This is a genomic window from Enterococcus sp. OL5, assembly GCF_006491895.1.
Lineage (GTDB): Bacteria > Bacillota > Bacilli > Lactobacillales > Enterococcaceae > Enterococcus_D > Enterococcus_D innesii.
In genome coordinates this window covers 48,473-67,548 of the sequence record NZ_VHIL01000017.1, presented here as the reverse complement: position 1 = coordinate 67,548, position 19,076 = coordinate 48,473, and the positions used below count along the sequence as shown (strand labels likewise).

Annotated in this window: 18 protein-coding genes and 3 pseudogenes; 12 read left to right on the top strand and 9 right to left on the bottom strand. The window is 29.5% G+C overall.

Features of this window, described 5'->3' with window-relative positions:
- Nucleotides 1-209 precede the first annotated feature (209 nt).
- From FJU10_RS16490 to FJU10_RS19490, 4 genes and pseudogenes are all read left to right on the top strand, one after another.
- Nucleotides 210-1,430, top strand: a complete 1,221-nt coding sequence (locus tag FJU10_RS16490) for an ABC transporter permease (RefSeq protein ID WP_140966418.1) — start codon at nt 210-212, stop codon at nt 1,428-1,430.
- Nucleotides 1,427-2,089 carry an ABC transporter ATP-binding protein gene (locus FJU10_RS16485; RefSeq protein ID WP_140966417.1) on the top strand — a complete coding sequence of 221 codons (663 nt, stop codon included), beginning with the start codon at nt 1,427-1,429 and terminating at the stop codon, nt 2,087-2,089. The genes FJU10_RS16490 and FJU10_RS16485 overlap by 4 nt, the downstream gene beginning before the upstream one ends.
- 478 nt (nt 2,090-2,567) lie before the next feature.
- Nucleotides 2,568-2,936 (top strand): BlaI/MecI/CopY family transcriptional regulator, encoded by a 369-nt coding sequence (locus FJU10_RS16480; RefSeq protein WP_140966416.1) that lies wholly within the window; start codon nt 2,568-2,570, stop codon nt 2,934-2,936.
- A gap of 317 nt (nt 2,937-3,253) precedes the next feature.
- A pseudogene (locus FJU10_RS19490) lies at nt 3,254-3,400 on the top strand (DUF3977 family protein); the annotation flags it as partial.
- A 123-nt stretch (nt 3,401-3,523) separates the two neighbouring features.
- On the opposite strand, the pseudogene FJU10_RS19880 reads toward FJU10_RS19490, so the two are convergent.
- Nucleotides 3,524-3,670 (bottom strand): annotated as a pseudogene (locus FJU10_RS19880) (hypothetical protein); the annotation flags it as partial.
- Nucleotides 3,671-4,266: 596 nt separating this feature from the next.
- Here FJU10_RS19880 and tyrS point away from each other — a divergent pair.
- Nucleotides 4,267-5,205 (top strand): tyrosine--tRNA ligase, encoded by a 939-nt coding sequence (gene tyrS, locus FJU10_RS16470; protein WP_140966415.1) that lies wholly within the window; start codon nt 4,267-4,269, stop codon nt 5,203-5,205.
- Between the two features lie 78 nt (nt 5,206-5,283).
- On the opposite strand, the gene FJU10_RS16465 is transcribed toward tyrS, so the two are convergent.
- From FJU10_RS16465 to FJU10_RS16425, 8 genes are all read right to left on the bottom strand, one after another.
- The gene (locus tag FJU10_RS16465; protein WP_140966414.1) at nt 5,284-5,832 is read right to left on the bottom strand and encodes a hypothetical protein; all 549 of its coding nucleotides are present in this window, start codon (nt 5,830-5,832) and stop codon (nt 5,284-5,286) included.
- 84 nt (nt 5,833-5,916) lie between these two features.
- The gene (locus FJU10_RS16460; RefSeq protein WP_140966413.1) at nt 5,917-7,350 is read right to left on the bottom strand and encodes a hypothetical protein; all 1,434 of its coding nucleotides are present in this window, start codon (nt 7,348-7,350) and stop codon (nt 5,917-5,919) included.
- Complete coding sequence (locus FJU10_RS16455) at nt 7,343-7,843, bottom strand: hypothetical protein (protein ID WP_140966412.1); 501 nt, start codon at nt 7,841-7,843, stop codon at nt 7,343-7,345. The genes FJU10_RS16460 and FJU10_RS16455 overlap by 8 nt, the downstream gene beginning before the upstream one ends.
- 128 nt (nt 7,844-7,971) lie before the next feature.
- Nucleotides 7,972-8,991: an NUDIX domain-containing protein gene (locus tag FJU10_RS16450; protein WP_140966411.1), complete on the bottom strand. Its 1,020-nt coding sequence runs from the start codon at nt 8,989-8,991 to the stop codon at nt 7,972-7,974.
- Nucleotides 8,981-10,081 (bottom strand): glycosyltransferase, encoded by a 1,101-nt coding sequence (locus tag FJU10_RS16445; RefSeq protein ID WP_140966410.1) that lies wholly within the window; start codon nt 10,079-10,081, stop codon nt 8,981-8,983. Before FJU10_RS16445 ends, FJU10_RS16450 begins: the two co-directional genes overlap by 11 nt.
- Before the next feature lie 2 nt (nt 10,082-10,083).
- Nucleotides 10,084-11,616, bottom strand: a complete 1,533-nt coding sequence (locus FJU10_RS16440; protein WP_140966409.1) for an ATP-binding cassette domain-containing protein — start codon at nt 11,614-11,616, stop codon at nt 10,084-10,086.
- Nucleotides 11,617-11,719: 103 nt separating this feature from the next.
- On the bottom strand, nt 11,720-12,493 hold the full coding sequence (locus tag FJU10_RS16435; RefSeq protein WP_189372377.1) for an ATP-binding cassette domain-containing protein: 774 nt from the start codon (nt 12,491-12,493) through the stop codon (nt 11,720-11,722).
- A gap of 901 nt (nt 12,494-13,394) precedes the next feature.
- Nucleotides 13,395-14,471: a GT-D fold domain-containing glycosyltransferase gene (locus FJU10_RS16425; RefSeq protein WP_140966406.1), complete on the bottom strand. Its 1,077-nt coding sequence runs from the start codon at nt 14,469-14,471 to the stop codon at nt 13,395-13,397.
- Nucleotides 14,472-14,925: 454 nt separating this feature from the next.
- Here FJU10_RS16425 and FJU10_RS16420 point away from each other — a divergent pair, with 454 nt between their 5' ends.
- From FJU10_RS16420 to FJU10_RS16390, 7 genes and pseudogenes are all read left to right on the top strand, one after another.
- Nucleotides 14,926-15,552: a recombinase family protein gene (locus tag FJU10_RS16420; protein WP_140966405.1), complete on the top strand. Its 627-nt coding sequence runs from the start codon at nt 14,926-14,928 to the stop codon at nt 15,550-15,552.
- A complete protein-coding gene (locus FJU10_RS16415) occupies nt 15,549-15,824 on the top strand; it encodes a hypothetical protein (RefSeq protein ID WP_140966404.1) in 276 nt (91 codons plus the stop codon). The genes FJU10_RS16420 and FJU10_RS16415 overlap by 4 nt, the downstream gene beginning before the upstream one ends.
- A gap of 117 nt (nt 15,825-15,941) precedes the next feature.
- A complete protein-coding gene (locus FJU10_RS16410; RefSeq protein WP_140966403.1) occupies nt 15,942-16,238 on the top strand; it encodes a type II toxin-antitoxin system RelB/DinJ family antitoxin in 297 nt (98 codons plus the stop codon).
- The gene (locus FJU10_RS16405) at nt 16,225-16,509 is read left to right on the top strand and encodes a type II toxin-antitoxin system YafQ family toxin (RefSeq protein ID WP_140966402.1); all 285 of its coding nucleotides are present in this window, start codon (nt 16,225-16,227) and stop codon (nt 16,507-16,509) included. The genes FJU10_RS16410 and FJU10_RS16405 overlap by 14 nt, the downstream gene beginning before the upstream one ends.
- Nucleotides 16,510-17,400: 891 nt before the next feature.
- Nucleotides 17,401-18,057 carry an IS21-like element helper ATPase IstB gene (istB, locus tag FJU10_RS16400; protein ID WP_223273106.1) on the top strand — a complete coding sequence of 219 codons (657 nt, stop codon included), beginning with the start codon at nt 17,401-17,403 and terminating at the stop codon, nt 18,055-18,057.
- Between the two features lie 53 nt (nt 18,058-18,110).
- Nucleotides 18,111-18,373: pseudogene (locus FJU10_RS16395) on the top strand (helix-turn-helix domain-containing protein); the annotation flags it as partial.
- A 237-nt stretch (nt 18,374-18,610) separates the two neighbouring features.
- Nucleotides 18,611-18,976: a hypothetical protein gene (locus FJU10_RS16390; protein ID WP_223273102.1), complete on the top strand. Its 366-nt coding sequence runs from the start codon at nt 18,611-18,613 to the stop codon at nt 18,974-18,976.
- Nucleotides 18,977-19,076 lie beyond the last annotated feature (100 nt).

The window sequence follows — 19,076 nt, the reverse complement described above, 5'->3', positions numbered from 1 at the left end:
AGTAATTTGCCGTTATAAACTTGTGGGAGATCGTTCTAAAAAAATAGTATCTAGGTATATATTGAATAGTCTATCTATTTCTCGTATTTTAGTTTCTTGCTTTCGTTTTTATTAAAACGTGTATATAAACAAAGTATTTCAATAAACTTATATTTATTGGCTATTCTTGTGGTTTATATATTAATAAGTTCGGGTCAGGTGACGAAAAAATGAAAATATTTAAATTTTTTATAACTAAAATTTTTTTTAAAAGACCAATATTTGTTTTTAGCATGATAGCGTTACTTTTCGTGGCTAATTACCTTTCTTTTATTACTGCTCGTTCAATAACATCAACGTATCAAGGCTATAAAGAAATAGAAATTTTGAATAAAAATGGTAATTTTATTTCTAATTTGGACCCGTACAGTGATTCTAATTTTGATAATATTGAGATAACTGATACTCAAAAAATCTATGACTATTTAAACAAAAACTATGATTATGCTGTTCGGGTTGATGGGTTTATTACCTCCCTAACTAACAATGCCAATATGGAAATATCATTAAATTACCTGAATGAAGAATCCTATAAACTGAATCATTTTGAAATAACTCAAGGGAAGGCACTGAATTTTGATTATGACTACAAAAAAGATGCAATTCCAGTTCTAATCGGGTTCGGTTTAGCTAAAGAGCATCCTATTGGTTCAACTATTGAAATAGATGATTCCGTTCTAAATGGTCCAATTAGGTTAGAAGTTTCAGGGATTTTGGCTAAAAATACTTACCGCTCAAATTTTTATGCTCCAAACTCGAAAAATTATTTTAATTTTTCAATATTCATACCAATAAATGAAAAGTTTATCCAAGATTCTAGTCTTGATCTTCAGGTAAATGGTTTAATGGATATAGTTCTTCTCAATTCTACTAGGGAAAAGGCTATGAATCTTAGCAACTATATTCAAGAGGAATCAGGATTAAAATTCAATTTTTTTAGTCAACAAGAAAATTTTGAATATTTCGAGGAATACTATACTAATTCATTAAAAATAATCTTTGCCATTACTTTTATTACGCTCATAGCACTTACAATTTTAGCTATATGGAACACTTTGATGAGTATTAGATTAATGATAAAAGAGTTTACAATTAATCTATTGGTTGGTTTGAGTTACACAAAGTTAAGGCAAATTTTTTATAGTTACTTTGGAATACTCTTTTCATTTAATGTAATAGTAGTGTGGGCAATCACAGCAATTACTAGAAAACAGTCTTGGCTAATTAAAGATGCCATTTTTGCAACTTATGGAGTATTGGGATTAATTGATACGGATTGGATCGCATTACTTGTTGTTGTTGGTATAGATATAATTATATGTATTGTCCTAGTTGAAGCATTATTAAAAAGAATAAAGAAAATACCAATTTCCTTGGGGGTATTGCAGTGAATAGTATAATTGAGTTGGATATAAAACAAAAAATGTATAAGAAAAAAGAGTCCGTTATTTTACAAGACTTTCATTTGGAAGTAGAGCCAGGAGAAAAACTTTCTATTACAGGTGAATCTGGAGTCGGAAAAACTACTTTATTAAATATACTTGGCTTACTTGATAACGACTACCAAGGTAACTATACACTTTTTGATAGAGTTACTAAAAATCTTTCACAAGAAAAATTGGCTGAATGGAGAAACCAAAAAATTGGCTTTGTTCTACAAGAGTCATCGTTGATAAACTCTATTACAATAGAAGATAATATAAAATTACCACTTATGTATGCAAGACTTGAAAAAGATCCAGTGGCTGAAGATCATTTTAAACGAATTACTAGTAAAATTGGAATTGAATCTATCTTAAAGAAAAAGCCACTTGAGTGTTCCGGAGGACAAAAATCTAGAGCTGTTTTTGCGAGAGGAATAATGATGAAACCAAAAATTATTTTATCAGATGAACCTACTGCCTCTTTAGACTCTGAAAATAAAACGCGCATTATTGAGTTGCTTTTTGAGATGAATAAGGAATTCAATGCTACTATTATTACAGTAACACATGATATGGATGTAGCTAATCGTCATGATCGTGTTATCAATCTTGAAAGGAATGAGTAGAATGGGATTTTTTGTAATGATCTTCTCAATGATACTAGGTATATATTTAACTATTATAGGAATATCTCGTAGAAAACGTAACTATATATACAAAAGTCTTATTATAGTAGGGATTTTTCTTATTCTTTTTGCTGTTTACTTAGCACTTCCTCATTAGATATATATTGTAAGAAGAATATGTACATGAAAACAAACTATAGTAAGATACCTTATCATATGAGAAAGTGGTATGCATGGCTATATATGGTTCCACTAGTTTTAATCCTGATAGTTATAACCTTAACTGATTGGCTGAATGGTTATTCATTAGCAGCGTTGTTTTTAATACTGTATGGTATAAGTTGCTATTTTTCTACTAAATCAACTGATGGTAGGAAACAATGGATTACAGTAGATACTATTATATATGTGTTTTTACTAGTAGTCGCTTTGATATTTTACAAATAGCGAAGCATCGGAAAAAGGTAAGGAGACTATTATGTCAGAATTAAGTAAATCTGAATATCATATTCTTCTCTATTTATATGAATTCAACCAGACATTAACTAAACATGAACTATTAGAAAGAATGCCAAGCCTAAACGAAAATACGACTGCTGCTGTGATAAGAAAATTATTAAACAAAGGATATTTGGAAGTAGGAGAAATTAAATTTTCTCAGAATGTATTAGCACGTGCTTACAGACCTAGTATTCCTTTTATAGAATTTATAAAAGACGAATATGGAGAAGTGGCTTTGAAAAAATTAATAAATCACGCAATAAGTTCTTTAAAGACCAAACAACAAACAGAATATTTTTCGAATCTTATAATTGAAAGAAAAAATCTCATAAAAAAGAATTGTTGAAATGTTTTTATTTCGATAGACTGTTCGGGGGATTAAAAAAGGGGGGCAGAAACTTAATAGTTTTTGACCCTATACTAATATCAAATTTCTGTTCGAATTTAAGCTGACCATACAGTTATACTAGTGAATATTAGAAATAAAAATTAGTACGACAGCTGACAATGATGAAAGAATAAAAAGTAGAAAAACTATTTTAAGAAAGGTTAACAGAATAAATATAACACGTCCTGAGTTCCAAAAATTATATCTTATGTTCATGAAGAAGAATGAACATAAGATTTGGAAAAATAAGGAGGACTTGATTTGAAAATAATGATGGAACAGAATATGAGGTTAAAAGTATATACGGAAAATTAAAAATAGAGTCAATCTACATTAGATTGAGGATTTGGAAAAGGGTTATAATAATTGACTCAAAAGACGGAATAAAGCTATTTGAAAAAAACGGAATGCTTGGAAACTAATTTTAGGAATAAAATCAGGTTGCTGATGTTTTTTCTTATATGAAATAAATCAACTCACTAATTTGTTAAGGTAATTTTTATAATTAAAAAAAGATTATCATAATCAAGCACTTCAAATACATCTTAACTAGTATTCATAAATGAAATTCCATGATCGTTTTCCCCGAGTTTAAAATAGAGCAGACCCTTCGCAAATAGAAAGACATTTCTTTCATATAAAAGAGATTTATCCTTTAAAAGATAAGAAATAACATTTTTAAAGTATGGGGATTCTTTGAATAATGATTGTTATGTACAAATAATAAGCATATTGATGAGCGCTTGGATAATGGCTCGCTTATGTTTTAGAAGATCCTGATAGAATGTAACTCGTTTAGTCATTTCTTTTGTTCTACAGAGATCAAAGTATTTATTTACTGTCGAACAGTTTAGTGAAGCAGGTACTTAAAAGTATTTTCATCTGAATAGAACAATTTTGTTCTTATGTTAAATATCTAACGTGCCCTCTATATAATCATTTTTGTCTTATCTTATGGAAAACAGTATGCGCATGGTGTAGTGTTACATTCTCCAAGGATCGATTTTAGTTTGATATATATGGGCGAGATTGTTTTCATTGATTCAAAACCTTGGTATATTTAGGTTTTTGCGGTTGTTTGTGGTATTATATGGGTAAATCTCATTTTGTATTATTCGTAGTAAATCTTTAGAGAAATGGTTTGAAGGTTTAGGTGATAATTAGTTTTGATGTTTGAATATTAATAATTATTTTCATGATTTTAACAATAAGAAAAAATACAAATTGATTAATTATAGTATTTTTATTACTTTTAATTAACTAAAATTTTTTAGCAAGGAGAAGCGGGATGAACGATAACTTGTATGAGGAGTTACTAGGTAGAGGAGTTATAAAAGATTCTTCAAGCGAATTTCTCAGTGATAAACTAAATAAAGATAAATTGAATTTCTATATTGGAACTGATCCTACAGCAGATAGCCTACACTTAGGGCACTACTCCTCTCTTATTACAGCGAAAAGATTGGCGATGAATGGCCATAAAGCGTTTATTCTTATTGGTGGAGCAACTGGATTAATAGGTGATCCAAGAGGAACTGCAGAAAGAGAAAAAGTACAGAAAAATATTATAAAAAAAAATTCAGAATCTCTAGAAAAGCAGATTAAAAAAATATTTTCATTCGAAGTTGTAAATAATATAGAGTGGACAGAAGATGTAAATAGTTTAGAATTTTTAAAAGATGTTGGTAAGCATATTAATGTTTCATACATGATTAATAAAGACTTAGTAAAGCGTCAGTTAGAATCAGGTATATCATTTGCTGAATTTTCGTACATGTTATTACAAGCATATGATTTTAAATATTTGACAGAAAAATATAATATAAATTTGCAAATTGCTGGATCAGATCAATGGGGGAACATCACAACAGGAATCGAATTAGTTAGAAAAACTTTGGGAAAAGAAGTGTTTGGATTTACTATGCCTTTAGTGGTAGACAGTAATGGAAAAAAGTTTGGCAAAAGCGAAGGAAACGCAATTTGGTTAGATATTAACAAAACATCATCCGAGGAACTGTTTAATTACCTAATGAGCTCTTCTGAAGTAGATGTCTTTCAATACTTAAAAAGACTTACATTTTTATCACTAGAAGAGATAAGTATAATTAAAAAACTCCATACAGAATGTCCTGAGAAAAAAATAGCACAAAGTAGACTAGGATATGAAGTAGTAAAAGATATACACGGGAAAGGAGAGGCCGATAAGTATCTAAAAGTTAGACATTAATATTATATTTTTAAAAGTAAAAAGAGGAAGTACTGCCGTTATTAAAATCATAATGGCTGTACTCTCTTTTTTATATTACTAAATTTTGTCTAATATTACATAATCCAAAGGAGAACAGAATTTATTGTAGAAAAAGGCAATATTCAAACTAAATTTCCCGAAAATAAGATAATCGACTCTTTCCTTGGCTAAATCAATAGCTCTAATTTCTAAGTAAGTATGAATAACTTCTATTAATTTAAAGTCTCCTCTTCTCTTAGATAATGGAAGCATATTTTTGTACTGATTAACACTAATTGGCTTATAAAAATCCAAAATTTTTTTACTTGATATTTCTTTACTTAAATTTACATGATTGCTCAAAAATACATAGTTTATTCTGTGTTCTTTAAAAAAATTTCGATATTGATCTCTTAGCTTTTCTTGATATGAATCTGTATATCCCATCATAATCTGAGGGCAAATATCGTCAACAACAAACAACGGCTTAGAGCCAAAGCAATTATTGCATTCTGTTATAATTACTTCAAATGCTTTTTTGGGGCTACTTCTGGCCCAGATGACAATTCCAAAAGAAGAGTTTTCTTTTATATTAAGACCGCTTTTCGCTGAGAACTTCAATTTCAACAACCTTTCCTTTTCCAATCTGTATATCTGTATTTTTATTAATAACAAAACTTTCATTAACTATTTCTAGTTCAGGGTAAATCTTTACCGCATTATCATGAAACATAGCTCGTAATTTTTTTTGCTTAGATTTAAACGCGAATTATGCGACAATAAATTTATTAATTCTACACCTTTTACAGTAGATATAACTATATATTCTTTTAGGTTATTAATATGGAATTCCTTTAATTTAGAATTTTGATCAAAGGATTCTCCTATTAAAAACTTTAATAATTCCCAAACAATCTTATATTTATCTTCAATAGAAGCGATTTTTTTAGTTTTTCCTAGAAATTGATTCTGTAAAAAATCTATATCTGAATCCTTAGCCTTTAAAAAAAATTTTATTAGATCTAAATCGCAAGTATTAGCATGAATTGAGTAATTAAAAAAAAATGAAGTTTTGATATTTTTTCCAAACAGAATGTCAAAGTCGGTTATAGTATAAGTAATTTCTTTTTTATCTTTCACAAGCGAATTTTGAACAGAATGGCTTAGTAAATCAGCAATATTTAACCCACCTTTTACTTCAGTTACAGTTGTAGTCCTTAATGTATCCAACCATGCAATATCATTAATATGAGTGTATACTGATGAAACAGAATTAAATTGTTGTTTTAAAAAATCAATATTAATATAGTTTAAATCATCAATCAATAACCCAAAACTTTTTTGTAAATAGTCCAAGTTAGTTTTAATTATTCTAAAATAAAAATAAAGATCTATAGTAAACTCTGCTGTATTGATTAGTATGTTAATTCTACTATAATCTCTAAGTAATTTTAGAAGTATTTCTATTGGTGTAATCGAATGCTTATCTACGAAATACTTGAATAAAGAGTTTATTTTTTCTATTGGTGAAGTCATAATGATTAAAAGAAGATCCTTTTGAAATTTCTTAATTATACTTAACATTTTCTGATCTTGGTTTAAAATCTCACAAAACAAAAACATTGAATGTAAATCGCTTAGATAATATACATATGACTTAAAAGGATTAAAATGATACTTTATGAAACAACCATTTGATGTTGCAATCTCATTATAGTCGAAGGAAATTTCTTCTCTATTTTTAGTGGTATTTCCAAAGAATGAAGTAGTAGGTTTGAATTTTTTTAAAGAATTTTTACGATAGCTTGTAAAACTTATTTGGTTAAAATTCAGAATATTAATTAAACTAGATCTTTTCAATATTTTAACATTTATAGAATTTCGACCAGCACCATATTTAATAGTCTTTGTTACTATATCAATATTATATTCACACAGAAATGGTTCTAATGAGACATCAAAATTCTCATCAGTGCGAATTAAAAGGATATCTACATCTTTTTTACCATTAAAAAAATCATTAAATGTGTCATTATCATGTTTAAAAAATATTGATCCGGTTAATAAGATCAAATCATTTTCAAACAAATCCAGATTCTGTTCTATTTGTTTTTGTGCAAACTTTTTAAATTCAAATTTATTCAAATAAAAACCTCCCTTTAGAAGCTACATTTGGCGAAATTTGTTCTATATATTCGTAACCTCTAAATATTTGAATTATATTGGTGAAGGTGGTTATTGTCCCATTCTTTGACAAAATAAGTTGAGCAGCTCCGTCTCGAATATTCAAACAATCAAACGTTTTCATTACTTTGCTAAAAACAGTATTGACATTTTTATAACGAATCTTCAAATTATTTTTAGAATCAATATCGTATAGAACATTATCGTTAACTGAACTTATATGTTTAATTAACTGATATCTATTTTCAAAAATTTCATCATGTATATCAATTCGTAGCTTATAGTTAAGGCATAGAGCTACCAATAATGGTTGCCAATCACTACATATTTTTGGATAGAAACCACATTTTGCTTCAACTAGTTCACCTTTATCGTTGACTGGATTTGGTGATACAATGTTACTATTTATATCAAACCCCAATTTAGCTAACACACCTAATAATGGATCAATCATCGAAGAAGGATTAAATGTATAAGAATTGCAAGATGTTAAACAATCTATCATCTCTGTAACAATAACATTTCTATCTGGAGGAATACTAACGCTTTTAATTGTTGGTATTTTTTTTGTTTTATAAAACTCTATTTTCTCTCTTCATAATTTATAGATATATTAAAACCGAATTCTTGTAATGTTTCAATTAGAAAAATTATTTCTGGCTCTATTGAACTGTTATCAAGCGAAGCATAAGAAACATTCGATATCAAACAAAGATAGACAAACATTGAAGTAGCCGTGAACGATGGGTATTCTAAAAAGCAATTAATACTGGATTGTATACATTTTTTAAATTTTATTGAAATGTCTTTAGAATCATTATTAACTACATGACCAAAATTTTCTAACATTTCTAAATATAAATTTATAGGTCTTTCACCAATTTGACATCCAGAAGGTTTAGTTTCCAAAATGACTTCTGAGTGATTAGTCATTAAAAAGGGTATCATATTTACAGCAGACCAGCATTTTGTTAAGTTATTTTCTGATAAAAACAAAGTTTTGTTTTTATTGCTTTTAGATAGATGAATAATTTTTTCGATATAGTAGGCATCTATAGTATTTGGGGTACCAAATATTTGTAGGTCATCAAAATAAAGTTTTAAAGGGGCGATTCTCGAATATGCGTGCTTAGAGTAAGTTTGATTATTACCCAAGTTATAAGTATTTCTTTTACCGCTATTCGCAAGAAAAAAAATTTCTTTTTTTATTAGAGGTTCTATAAATTTTAAAGCATCTTGAGATAGAAAGAGTCTGTTTTGTTTTAATTCATTAATTGAAGACCAAGCTGCTGCCAAGGTGCCAGAGTTTTTCAATAAGTAAGGGTTACAAATAATTCCGATAAAATACTTTATTTGTTTTTGGTTTTCATAGGATTTATATTTTTCAGTAAAGAAATACTTCTCTGTATCTAAAAGAAAATTCGGCGTTAGACCCGTTTCCTCATACAATTCTCGAAGAGCGGCCGCTTCTTCTGAGATATCTGTCGTCTCTATTTCTCCTTTTGGAAAACCAATATGTCCTTCAGGATGTAGAACTGTCAAAATCTTTCTTTCAATCATTGACACTAAAATAATACCGCTTCCTTTATGATCAGTTTCCATATAACTCGTAACACTCCATTTCTAAACTTTTATTTACACAATCTAATAATGATCGTTGTATCCAAAACAAGTTTTTTTCCTGTATATCTTTATATATAAAGGGATTAGCTAAGTTTGCGTTGATAGTTAGACTTTTTAAAATTAAAGACTTTCTTTCATTTTTATCATTTGTAAGATATGCTGCGTTTATATTCCAATGTATTGAGTTTGGATATTTTTTTAATGCGAATTTTACCATTTCTTGTAATTCTTTTTCTTTGTTCGTTTTTAGTAGGATGTTAGCTTTCAAGACATAAATCTTATCAAGAAGAAAAGAATCATCTGTCTTAACAATAACATCTAAAATCTTTTGGGAGTCTTTCAATTCACCCAAATCGTACAGTAATTGTGCTTTAAATAATGCTGCGCTTTGACTATTCAAAGAATATCCAATATCAAACTGTTCTAGCGCTAAAGAATAGTTATCTAATGCTGCAAGTTCAAGACCTAACATTGCATGCAGAAATACGGAATGCTCTGGCTTATTTATTTCTTTATCCAACAATTCAATATTTCTCATTCTTTTTGATATATTCTTTTTTTCATTAATTAGTAGATCAAAATGATGGAAACCTATATCTTCATATTTGAAGTTTCCATTATTCTTTTTAATTGAAGTATATACAGATGCATGAATAGGCGAAGAATTGTATCTAATATTCTTATTGTTTTTGAAGATTCTGAGCACTTCGATTTGTGCCCAGTTTCCGTTTCCTAAATAATCGTATCTAGGAGTAATAAGTGCATCACAGTTAGTGTTATTTAATAGGATTCGGAGTTTTTTTAAATCATGTGAAAATATTCTTTCATCACAATCAATAACTAATATCCAGTCACCATTAGCTTGGTCTAAATATAAATTTCTAGCTAAATCATATTCGAGTGAGTTCCCATTAACATGTTTTATCTTATTATTGCTACTTGTTATTGATTTATCAAATTGGCCATTGCTTACAACGACAATTTCGTCAACATATTGATCCACATTTTCTATTGTTTCCTTTAGGCGGTCACTTTCATTGAATTCAAGAATACAGGCAGTTAGTAACATATTTATTCTCCTTTGTAGGATGTTATTTCAATTACTCTATCGACTAAACTCAATAATTCTAGATCATGAGTAATGAAGACAATTGTTTTTTCTCTAAAATTAGATACTAGATTTTCGATAATTAACTTTGCTGAATTTTTGTCTAATGCAGAAGTAGCCTCATCAAGTATTAAAATATCCATATTATGATAGAATAACCTTGAAAATTCTAATTTCTGTGCTTCGCCGCCAGACATATACGCAATATTTTCTTCTATATTTATTTGGTTTTGCATAATTGTATTGTTTAATGATGATAATTCGAGAACATCCGAGAACTTAAAAGAATCAAATGGTTCGTTTAAGACAATGTTTTCTTTTAGTGACATATAGAAGGGGATATTTTTTTGATCCACATTTAAAATATCTCCATTAATTATTATTTCTCCAGAAATTGGCCTCAGTTGGGATAGTAACAACTTTGCTAGTGTAGATTTTCCCTCTCCTGATTTTCCTATTATTGCTACATGCTCACCTTTAAATATTGAAAGATTATAGTTGTAAAATATGTTATTTGAACTACTATAAGTAAAACATAGGTTTTTTATTTGAATTGCCACGTTTTGTGATTCTTCAATAGAGATTTCTTCAGATTTTTTTCTATTGATTTGCAGTATTTCTTCTACTCTTTTTATTGAAACAATACTATTTTGTATATATTGTATAAAAGTGGCTAAGTCTTTATATGATTGAGAAACTAGTTCATTCAAAGTAATTAAAAATATGACATCATCAAAGGATACATATTCTTTTTTGAATAAATTTTGAGTTATCAGCAAAACAAATATTTTTGCAACGAATACTAACGATTCGCCGATCGAATGATACAAGCCAGTGAATATACTTGATATTATTCTGTTTTTAATTATTTTTTTTATTTGAACAAAAAATATGCCACTTAATAAACTTTGACTTTCGTTGATACGTACTGCTGGTAGAGATGATACGGAATTAGATACAAAGTTTATAGAGTCATCTATTTGGGATTTATTTTCTTTCTCTAATTTTCGAATCAAAGGATTTAATATACATGAATTGATCAACAAGATGATTAACAATAAAATGTTTACCAATAAAAATACATATGAAAATTTTATAAAAATAATATTTCCAATTATGAAGATAACAAGGAACTTCACTAAAGATATAAAGGAATAAGATCCTAATAATGAAACAGACTTATTTGTGTCTTTAACTAATCGCGTTATAATGGTTGGAATATCATAAGAATCAAATAATACATTTAAATCAGTCAGTAAAACTTTTTTTAACATTTTATAGCTAAGGTTAGAATACCCAAAAAGTAAAAGTTGTTGTTGAAGAAACTTACTGATACCTATAACTAAGCCAACTAATAAAAAAAGTAGTAAAAAAAACAGTAAAGAATATTTTGATACATTAATTTTTCCTTGTACGATATCTGGTATATTCTTATAAAAAATAGGCATTAAAAAAGATACGATTATATCTCCTAAAGACAAAATGGTAGCAAGCATGAAAGCAAATTTTTTTTTGTTCAATTGATTTTAGAGAAAAAGAAATTGCTTTGAAAGAATTTTTAAATTCATAGGAAAAACTAGAAATATTAGTTTGCAAAATTTATTTGAAGTAGCTATTTTTTTTGGTACATAATTCATAAGGACTACCTTCTTCAATTATTTCCCCGTCTTTAATTCCGTACAGATAATCCAGAGAACATAACGTTGTTTTTTTGTGAGATGTTGTTAAAATTATTTTTTCCTGTTTCAATTTATTTATTTCAAGGGTCACCATAATTTCATTTTCTAAATCTAAAGATGCTGTAGGTTCATCTAAAAGGATAATTTTCTTTTCTGTAATAAAAGTCGATAACAAACTTAGACGTTGCATTTCACCACCTGAAAATTGTTCATTATAATTATTTATTTCCCCTTCTAAATTATAGTTTTTTAGAAAATAGAATAAACTTGATTTTTCAGTGTAATTGCTCATCTTGTTAAGATTGCTATGTTTATTGACAATATTCTGTTTCAATGTTCCAGGAAAAAAAGAAGAATGTTGAAAACTAACGGCCATTAAATTGCTTACCTGCTCAAAAGATAGATCCTTTAGTTCATTATCTAATACAAGTATTTGTCCATTGTACGGAAGGTTTTTAGTGAGTACCTTTAGTAAGGTTGTTTTTCCAGATCCACTCTCACCGAACACCCCTACGCTTTTATTCGTTTCTAATTTAATACAAATATTTTTTAGAATTAACTTGTCTTTTATACGATTTTCGACATTTTTCATTTCTATACAATATTTTGAATTTTGATCATAGACTAATAGATTTGATACTTCTTGTGCTATCTTTGAGAAAGAAAAAGAATTATTTATTTCATCTCTGTTCATTTTGATTAAACGCAAATTCTTAATAATTTCGCCAGAAAGTTCTATCGGATTCCTAACAATATTGGCTAAAATAATAAAAGAAACGAACTCCCCAATCGTTAATATATTATTTTTTATCGCAAAAAACCAATTAAAAACAAGGTTATTGCAATAGAACATTTTTGCAAGTATGATAGTATCGATAAAAATGCATCTGATAAATTTGATCTTTTCTGGCTCATAAAAATTAATTCGAGATATTTTTTATATTTGTAAAGCATGAAATTTTCTATTTTTAAATTTCTAATTTTAAATATATTTTTTAGAATAGAGTAAACAAAGTTAATCTGTTCTTTTTGCTCTTTGTAAATTTTTGTTTGGGAGTCTGCAATTCGATTAGCAATCCTAGAGAAAAATATACTGAATGTCGGGAATATTATCAGCAATGCGAGCGTGCAAACATGATTAATCTTAAAGAGAGATACTAATGCAACAATTCCATTTAGAATTAAAACTAAATGCCAAGTAAAGAAGGTAGTCATACAATTACAATAGTTTTCGATTACATTCAAAAAAACATTTGTAAAGTAATTTCTTTCATTTGACAATTGAAAATGTAAGGGGTTTAAATATAATATTTTGTTAAAGTTATTTATTTTTATTAAGGCACTATATATTTCTAAGAAAAACTTTGTGATTAAAGATTGTAAAATATCTAGGATAAAAAAAGCTGTTAATAATATAAGTAGGTACTTCAAAATGTTATGGATTTCTAGATACATTTTTTGCTTCATAAAATCAATGATTTGACCAATAATTATATTTATTTTTGAAATAAGAAAAGAGTTTAAAAAAATTATAACGAGCATACAAATTCCGATCACGATCAAACTTAATGTATTTTTTCTTTCCATATTTCTATTCATTTTATAGGTAATGACTCAGGAAATGAAATTTTTCCCAAATATTGTTCATAGGAGCTAGTTAAATGCCCAATATCTATTGCTTGATAGCCTAAATTTGCTAGTTCGTAAGATAGTACTGTAGCAGTTGGTCCTAATGATATTAGAAAAAGGGTGTCTTTTGAAAACTGTAAACATCTTTTCTTTATTTCACTATAAGAAGAGAAAGCATCTGTCGCTGGGCACTCTATTTCGAATTTTTCACAAATGTTTTCGAAGAGGACACTGTCGGTATTAAATCTTGACTTATTACCATAGACAAAAACTACTTTCTTTCTTTGCCATATTTTTTTTATTTCACTGATTGTATTTTCAAAAAATACCGTATTTCTTGTCATATCCGTATTACCATAACTAGGACGAGTAAAATAATTTTTTAAGCTATCGAAATTAGTGTACCAATAGTGCTCCCAGAATGATAAATCCCCAAAACATTTTGGTATATTATTGTGCATAGAATTAAACTCAGGTATGGAAATTTGTATGCTATTTTTCTGAGATGTAAGAATCTCTATAAGCTTTTTCGATAATCGATCACTATGTTTCTGAAATCCAATGTCTTTTTTTAATATTAAATTAAATTCACCATCTCCAAATCTAGATAAGGATTTTTTTTCACGAATTATTTTATTTAAAGTGTCTGTTGTCGAATCTACAATTGGAAACTTATTCTGTAATAACTCAAGTTCTTTGATAACGGTATCATTTTTAGTTACATAATTATTATAAAGAAAAAGAACTTCATATTTATCACATTTATAACAAATAACCGCTCTATTGTACTCATCAATTTGCAAAGAGTATAGTTCATCGTTGATATATTTCATATTAGAATAAAAATCTGTTTTTAAAAATATATGCTTGATTTTGCCCATGAAATTTTTGTGTTTTTCTGTATATCTCCAGACTTTGTTACAGATGTGTACAGATAATACTTGATTAATTTTGAAAACGTAGCTTGATAGATAGTCTTTTTCAGTTAAATCATTGATTTTTTTATAAATGTATTGAATCTCTCTTTCAGAATCTAATTTCATCTCTATCTCCTTTCCAACCTATCGAAACGTTTCGATAGATATTTATATAAATTATACCACCAACTTACACAATTTTCAAATGTGATATTCAAAAAATACAATGTCCTAATTTGTACATAAAATTACTAATTATGTTGGTAAGTTAGACTCGAAAGTTTTGAGTATCCTCTTTGAGGAGGGATTAAATCGCTTATATCTATTGATAATTCTCAAAAGTTGAGAAGGAATAGTTATTAGAAAAAACTAAAACAGGTAATAATTTCTTAGAAACATATACGACAAGCAAAGTATTTATCAAATTTCTTAAATAAAAAGTATAGATGAGAATATCTATGATTTCCAAGATCTTGAAATGTCATTTAAGGCATAATGAAGATAAGGATCAGAAACTCAAAAGTTTTTGACCCCTTCAAATTTTCTTGATATACTTGACTTTAACAGGTGTCAGAAACTTATGTCCAGAAAGAGTGAGCGAAATTTGGCAATTTACGGCTATTCCCGAGTCAGTACCAGCAATCAAGATTACAAAACGCAAATTTTTAAATTAGAAGATGCTGGTGCTGATAAAATCTTTAGTGAAAAATATACGGGTACAAAAAAAGAAGGTAGAAAAGAATTAGAAGAACTACTATCAATAGTAGAAAAAGGTGATCTCGTCTTAGTGACGAAAATTGATCGTTTGGCTCGAAGTATTGTCGATTTAAATGGCATTATATCTAAGTTGAACAGTTCTGGCGTAACCATTACTTTTTTAGATAACTCCCTCACCTTTGAACCAAATAAAAATGATTCAATGCAGACACTGATGATGAACATGCTTGGAAGTTTTGCGCAGTTTGAGCGAGATTTAATCGTTACCCGAACACAAGAGGGTAAACAATGGCATAGAGCCAATCAAAAGAACTACAAAGAAGGTCGACCAAAACGTGTACTGAATGATCATTACAAACTGGCATTAGAGCTAATGGAAACCCACAGTATGAGAGACGTGGAAAAAAAGATGAAAATCTCTTTATCTACTTTAAATCGAATTAAGAAGCAAGCTGCTGAAGAAAAAGTATTAAAGGTGGTGAACGATTGAGGAATAAAGAAGTGTATACTCAGATTTTGAAGCTTACCTCGGATAAAGAATGGATGGATTGTCCCAAGACAGTTAAAAAAGTCCAAGATTTAGGTGAACTGGTTATTGATGGCTCCTCTGTACGCATTGATTTTAAAAAAGTGAATGGGATTGCTGTTTTCGATGAAGAGAAGCAGCAGCTCAGGAGATATTCCACTATCCAAGAGTGCATTAAGTGCGAACAACTAAGTCGAGCCTCGATTAGTCGGCGTATTAGAAAAAAATGTCAGTAATTAGATGGACGAACATTCACTATCTATTAGATTTTGAAATTTATATACATTTGTATAGGGTTGTATACAAATGAGATGGTTTGTGGTATGATGAATTTATCAAAGGGAGGAATTATCATGGCAACTATTCGAATTGATGATGAATTGAAAAATGATGCTGACAAAATGTTTGACGAAGTTGGAATGAACACGTCTACTGCAGTGAAAATATTTCTAACTAAATTTGTTAAAACTGGAAAATTTCCATTTGACATTGAAACAGTTTCATTTCAACCTACGAATGAGACCTTGCAAGCTTTTAAAGAAACCAAAGAAATAATTGAAAAAAGCGACTTGTCCAACCAAGAAGAATTGAACGATTATTTTACTAGAATGAAAAAAGAAGCATTTGAGGAAGAGCATGCTGAATTATAGGACGACGAAACGGTTTGATAAAGATGTTAAAAAGTTAATTAAGCAAGGTAAGCCTATAAAGAAATTACAAGTCGCTATGGAACTACTTATTAATGAAGAAGAGTTAGGCACTGAGTACAAACTTCACCCGTTAGAACCAAAAAATCTCGTTCCTAAACGATGGGATATACACATAGGTGGTCGAAATAGTGACTGGGTGGTTATCTTCTACTATTATGATAATACAATCATTTTTGAACGTACAGGTAGTCATTCGGATCTATTTAAATAGTTTTTGTGTTGGTCGTTATTCAGGAATGTTTTCTATGTTCAAAGTTTTTTCATAAATGTTTGTTATGCTATACTTAGATCTGCATAATTAGACTTGCGCTGCCCGTTATTGAAGTTTCAGGCAGCGCTCTTTTTTGGGGGATCGATAATGGAAGAAGAAAAAAATATTTGAAAAACGCTGGCGATTAGCGTCTAGTGATCAACATGCAAGGTTCGACAAACTCCTATCCGCTTACCCTACTATTGAATGGACATACAAGGAGAAGAAATATTTGTTGTGGCTATGCTAGTTAGACATAGATACCTTTGAAACATTTGAAGTGATCCTAGGTAAAATTAAAAAGAATTGATTATAAACAAGCGAATCCTTCACTCGGCTCGCTTGTTTTGCTATTTATTGGTTGTCAGAGTGTGATCCTAAGCTCATTTGAAACAATAGAAATGGATAATTTTCTTTCTGATGTGATTCGTAATCGAATGTCTTGGGGCAACAAAATAACTTTGAGCGCTCAAGGGTTCGACATTTTTTTGATAGGATCACTCAACTAGCATATCGTTCTCTCGGTTTTTGGAGTAATAGTGATAAATGTTCTCTAACTCTCTGTCCGTAGGATATAAGGAAATACAAATAGTCTCTTTATTTGGTAAGGTGAGATTAGGGATATTGGTAATAACTAGCTGGTGCAGGGGTCTATTTTCTAAATCCGAAAGACTGTCATAATTTTGTTCAACGGTAAAAAGAAACATATTCGGAAAGCTTAGTTCTAATATATTTTTTATCATAAAGGTATGAGCACTATCAGAATCAAAGACCAGAGAAACAGGCAGCTTCTCTTGATTTTTTTGTAATGATAACAACAAGTCTGGCCAATGCGTGATTAACATATAAGCGATTGATTTAGATCAAAGCTATGAGGAATTTCTAATTCAGTTGCTCAGTGTAGAACTTGAGCAACGACAAAATAACCGCATTCAGACATTAATTCGCCAATCCAAATTACCCAATAAAGTCACTTTCGATGATTATATGGATAGCCATTTAGAGATCAAAGTAAAAAAACAAATACGCGAATTAAAAACCCTGAAATTTATTGATCAAAAGGAAAATCTCATTCTGATGGGAAATCCTGGTATTGGAAAAACGCATTTAGCGACTGTCTTAGGAATGGAAGCTTGTCTTTCAGGGAAAAGTGTTTTATTTATTAACATTCCAAATCTCGTCATCGAATTGAAAGAATCCATGAGCGCCAATCAACTAAACTTTTATAAACGACCTTTTGGAAAGTATGACTTGGTTATTTTGGATGAACTTGGTTATGTATCATTTGATCAAGTTGGGAGCGAGATTCTCTTTAATCTACTCTCAAATCGAACAGCTGCTGGTTCGATGATTATTACAACGAACCTTTCCTTTGATCGATGGGAAGAAACCTTTAAAGATCCAATGCTTACAGCGGCTATGGTGGACCGTTTGGCCCATCGGGCTCATGTATTGGATCTTAGTGGCCCATCTTTTCGGGTGGAAGATACGAAAAATTGGCTAAAATAATTTTTGGCCCCTTTTTAAATCATCGAATGGCCCCTTTTTCAGTTGCGTTTAACACACTACTGAGTTATATTGCGCAAAATGAGCGTGAAAAGATCCGTGAACGCCAGCGTCAAGGCGTAGTATTGGCTAAAAAAGCTGGACGATATAAAGGTCGACCAATTGAATATTCTACTGATTCGACAGATCCGCAAAAGCGATTAGTTTATAAAACAGGGTAGACATGTTAAAGCAAGGAGTTCCAGTTGCAGAGATTTCCAAAGAAAATGGTCTCTCTCGACCAACCATATATAAAATAAAGAAAGCGAATGATTTGTAGAAATATACTACATTCATTCGCTTTCCTACCGTGCATTTTCGTTTCTATGTTCCATGTACCCCTATTCAGAAAACTATCAAGGGGCTAATAGGGAAATACATTACCATTCTTTGCAAAGCTTGGGTATCAAGTGATTTAACCAGTAAAGATTTATTTGTCCGTCAAGGGTGGTTTAAATTCAAGAAAAAAAGAAGTGAACGTCAACGTGTTCATTTGTCAGAATGGAAAGAAGATTTAATGGCTTATATTAGCGAAAAAAGCTATGTATACAAGCCTTATTTAGTGACGACTAAAAAAGAGATTAGAGAAGCGCTAGGCATTCCTGAACGGACATTAGATAAATTGCTGAAGGTACTGAAGGCGAACCAGAAGATTTTCTTTAAGATTAAATCAGGAAGAAATGGTGGTATTCAACTTGCTAGTGTTAAATCATTGTTGCTATCGATCATTAAATTAAAAAAAGAAGAACGAGAAAGCTATATAAAGGCGCTGACAGCTTCGTTTAATTTAGAACGTACATTTATTCAAGAAACTCTAAACAAGTTGGCAGAACGTCCAAAAACAGCGACACAACTCGATTTGTTTGGCTATGATACAGGCTGAAATTAAAACCCGCACTATGCCATTACATTTATATCTATGATACGTGTTTGTTTTCTTCCGTGGTGTTCAGTGATTGATTAGCATACATTAAAAGAATGAT

Coding starts and splice junctions, on each gene's coding strand:
- FJU10_RS16490 (WP_140966418.1), top strand. CDS start 210: ATGAAAATATTTAAATTTTTTATAACTAAAATTTTTTTTAAAAGACCA.
- FJU10_RS16480 (WP_140966416.1), top strand. CDS start 2,568: ATGTCAGAATTAAGTAAATCTGAATATCATATTCTTCTCTATTTATAT.
- tyrS (WP_140966415.1), top strand. CDS start 4,267: ATGAACGATAACTTGTATGAGGAGTTACTAGGTAGAGGAGTTATAAAA.
- FJU10_RS16455 (WP_140966412.1), bottom strand. CDS start 7,843: ATGATTGATCCATTATTAGGTGTGTTAGCTAAATTGGGGTTTGATATA.
- FJU10_RS16450 (WP_140966411.1), bottom strand. CDS start 8,991: ATGGAAACTGATCATAAAGGAAGCGGTATTATTTTAGTGTCAATGATT.
- FJU10_RS16445 (WP_140966410.1), bottom strand. CDS start 10,081: ATGTTACTAACTGCCTGTATTCTTGAATTCAATGAAAGTGACCGCCTA.
- FJU10_RS16440 (WP_140966409.1), bottom strand. CDS start 11,616: ATGCTTGCTACCATTTTGTCTTTAGGAGATATAATCGTATCTTTTTTA.
- FJU10_RS16435 (WP_189372377.1), bottom strand. CDS start 12,493: ATGAACAGAGATGAAATAAATAATTCTTTTTCTTTCTCAAAGATAGCA.
- FJU10_RS16425 (WP_140966406.1), bottom strand. CDS start 14,471: ATGAAATTAGATTCTGAAAGAGAGATTCAATACATTTATAAAAAAATC.
- FJU10_RS16420 (WP_140966405.1), top strand. CDS start 14,926: ATGTCCAGAAAGAGTGAGCGAAATTTGGCAATTTACGGCTATTCCCGA.
- FJU10_RS16410 (WP_140966403.1), top strand. CDS start 15,942: ATGGCAACTATTCGAATTGATGATGAATTGAAAAATGATGCTGACAAA.
- FJU10_RS16405 (WP_140966402.1), top strand. CDS start 16,225: ATGCTGAATTATAGGACGACGAAACGGTTTGATAAAGATGTTAAAAAG.
- FJU10_RS16390 (WP_223273102.1), top strand. CDS start 18,611: ATGGCTTATATTAGCGAAAAAAGCTATGTATACAAGCCTTATTTAGTG.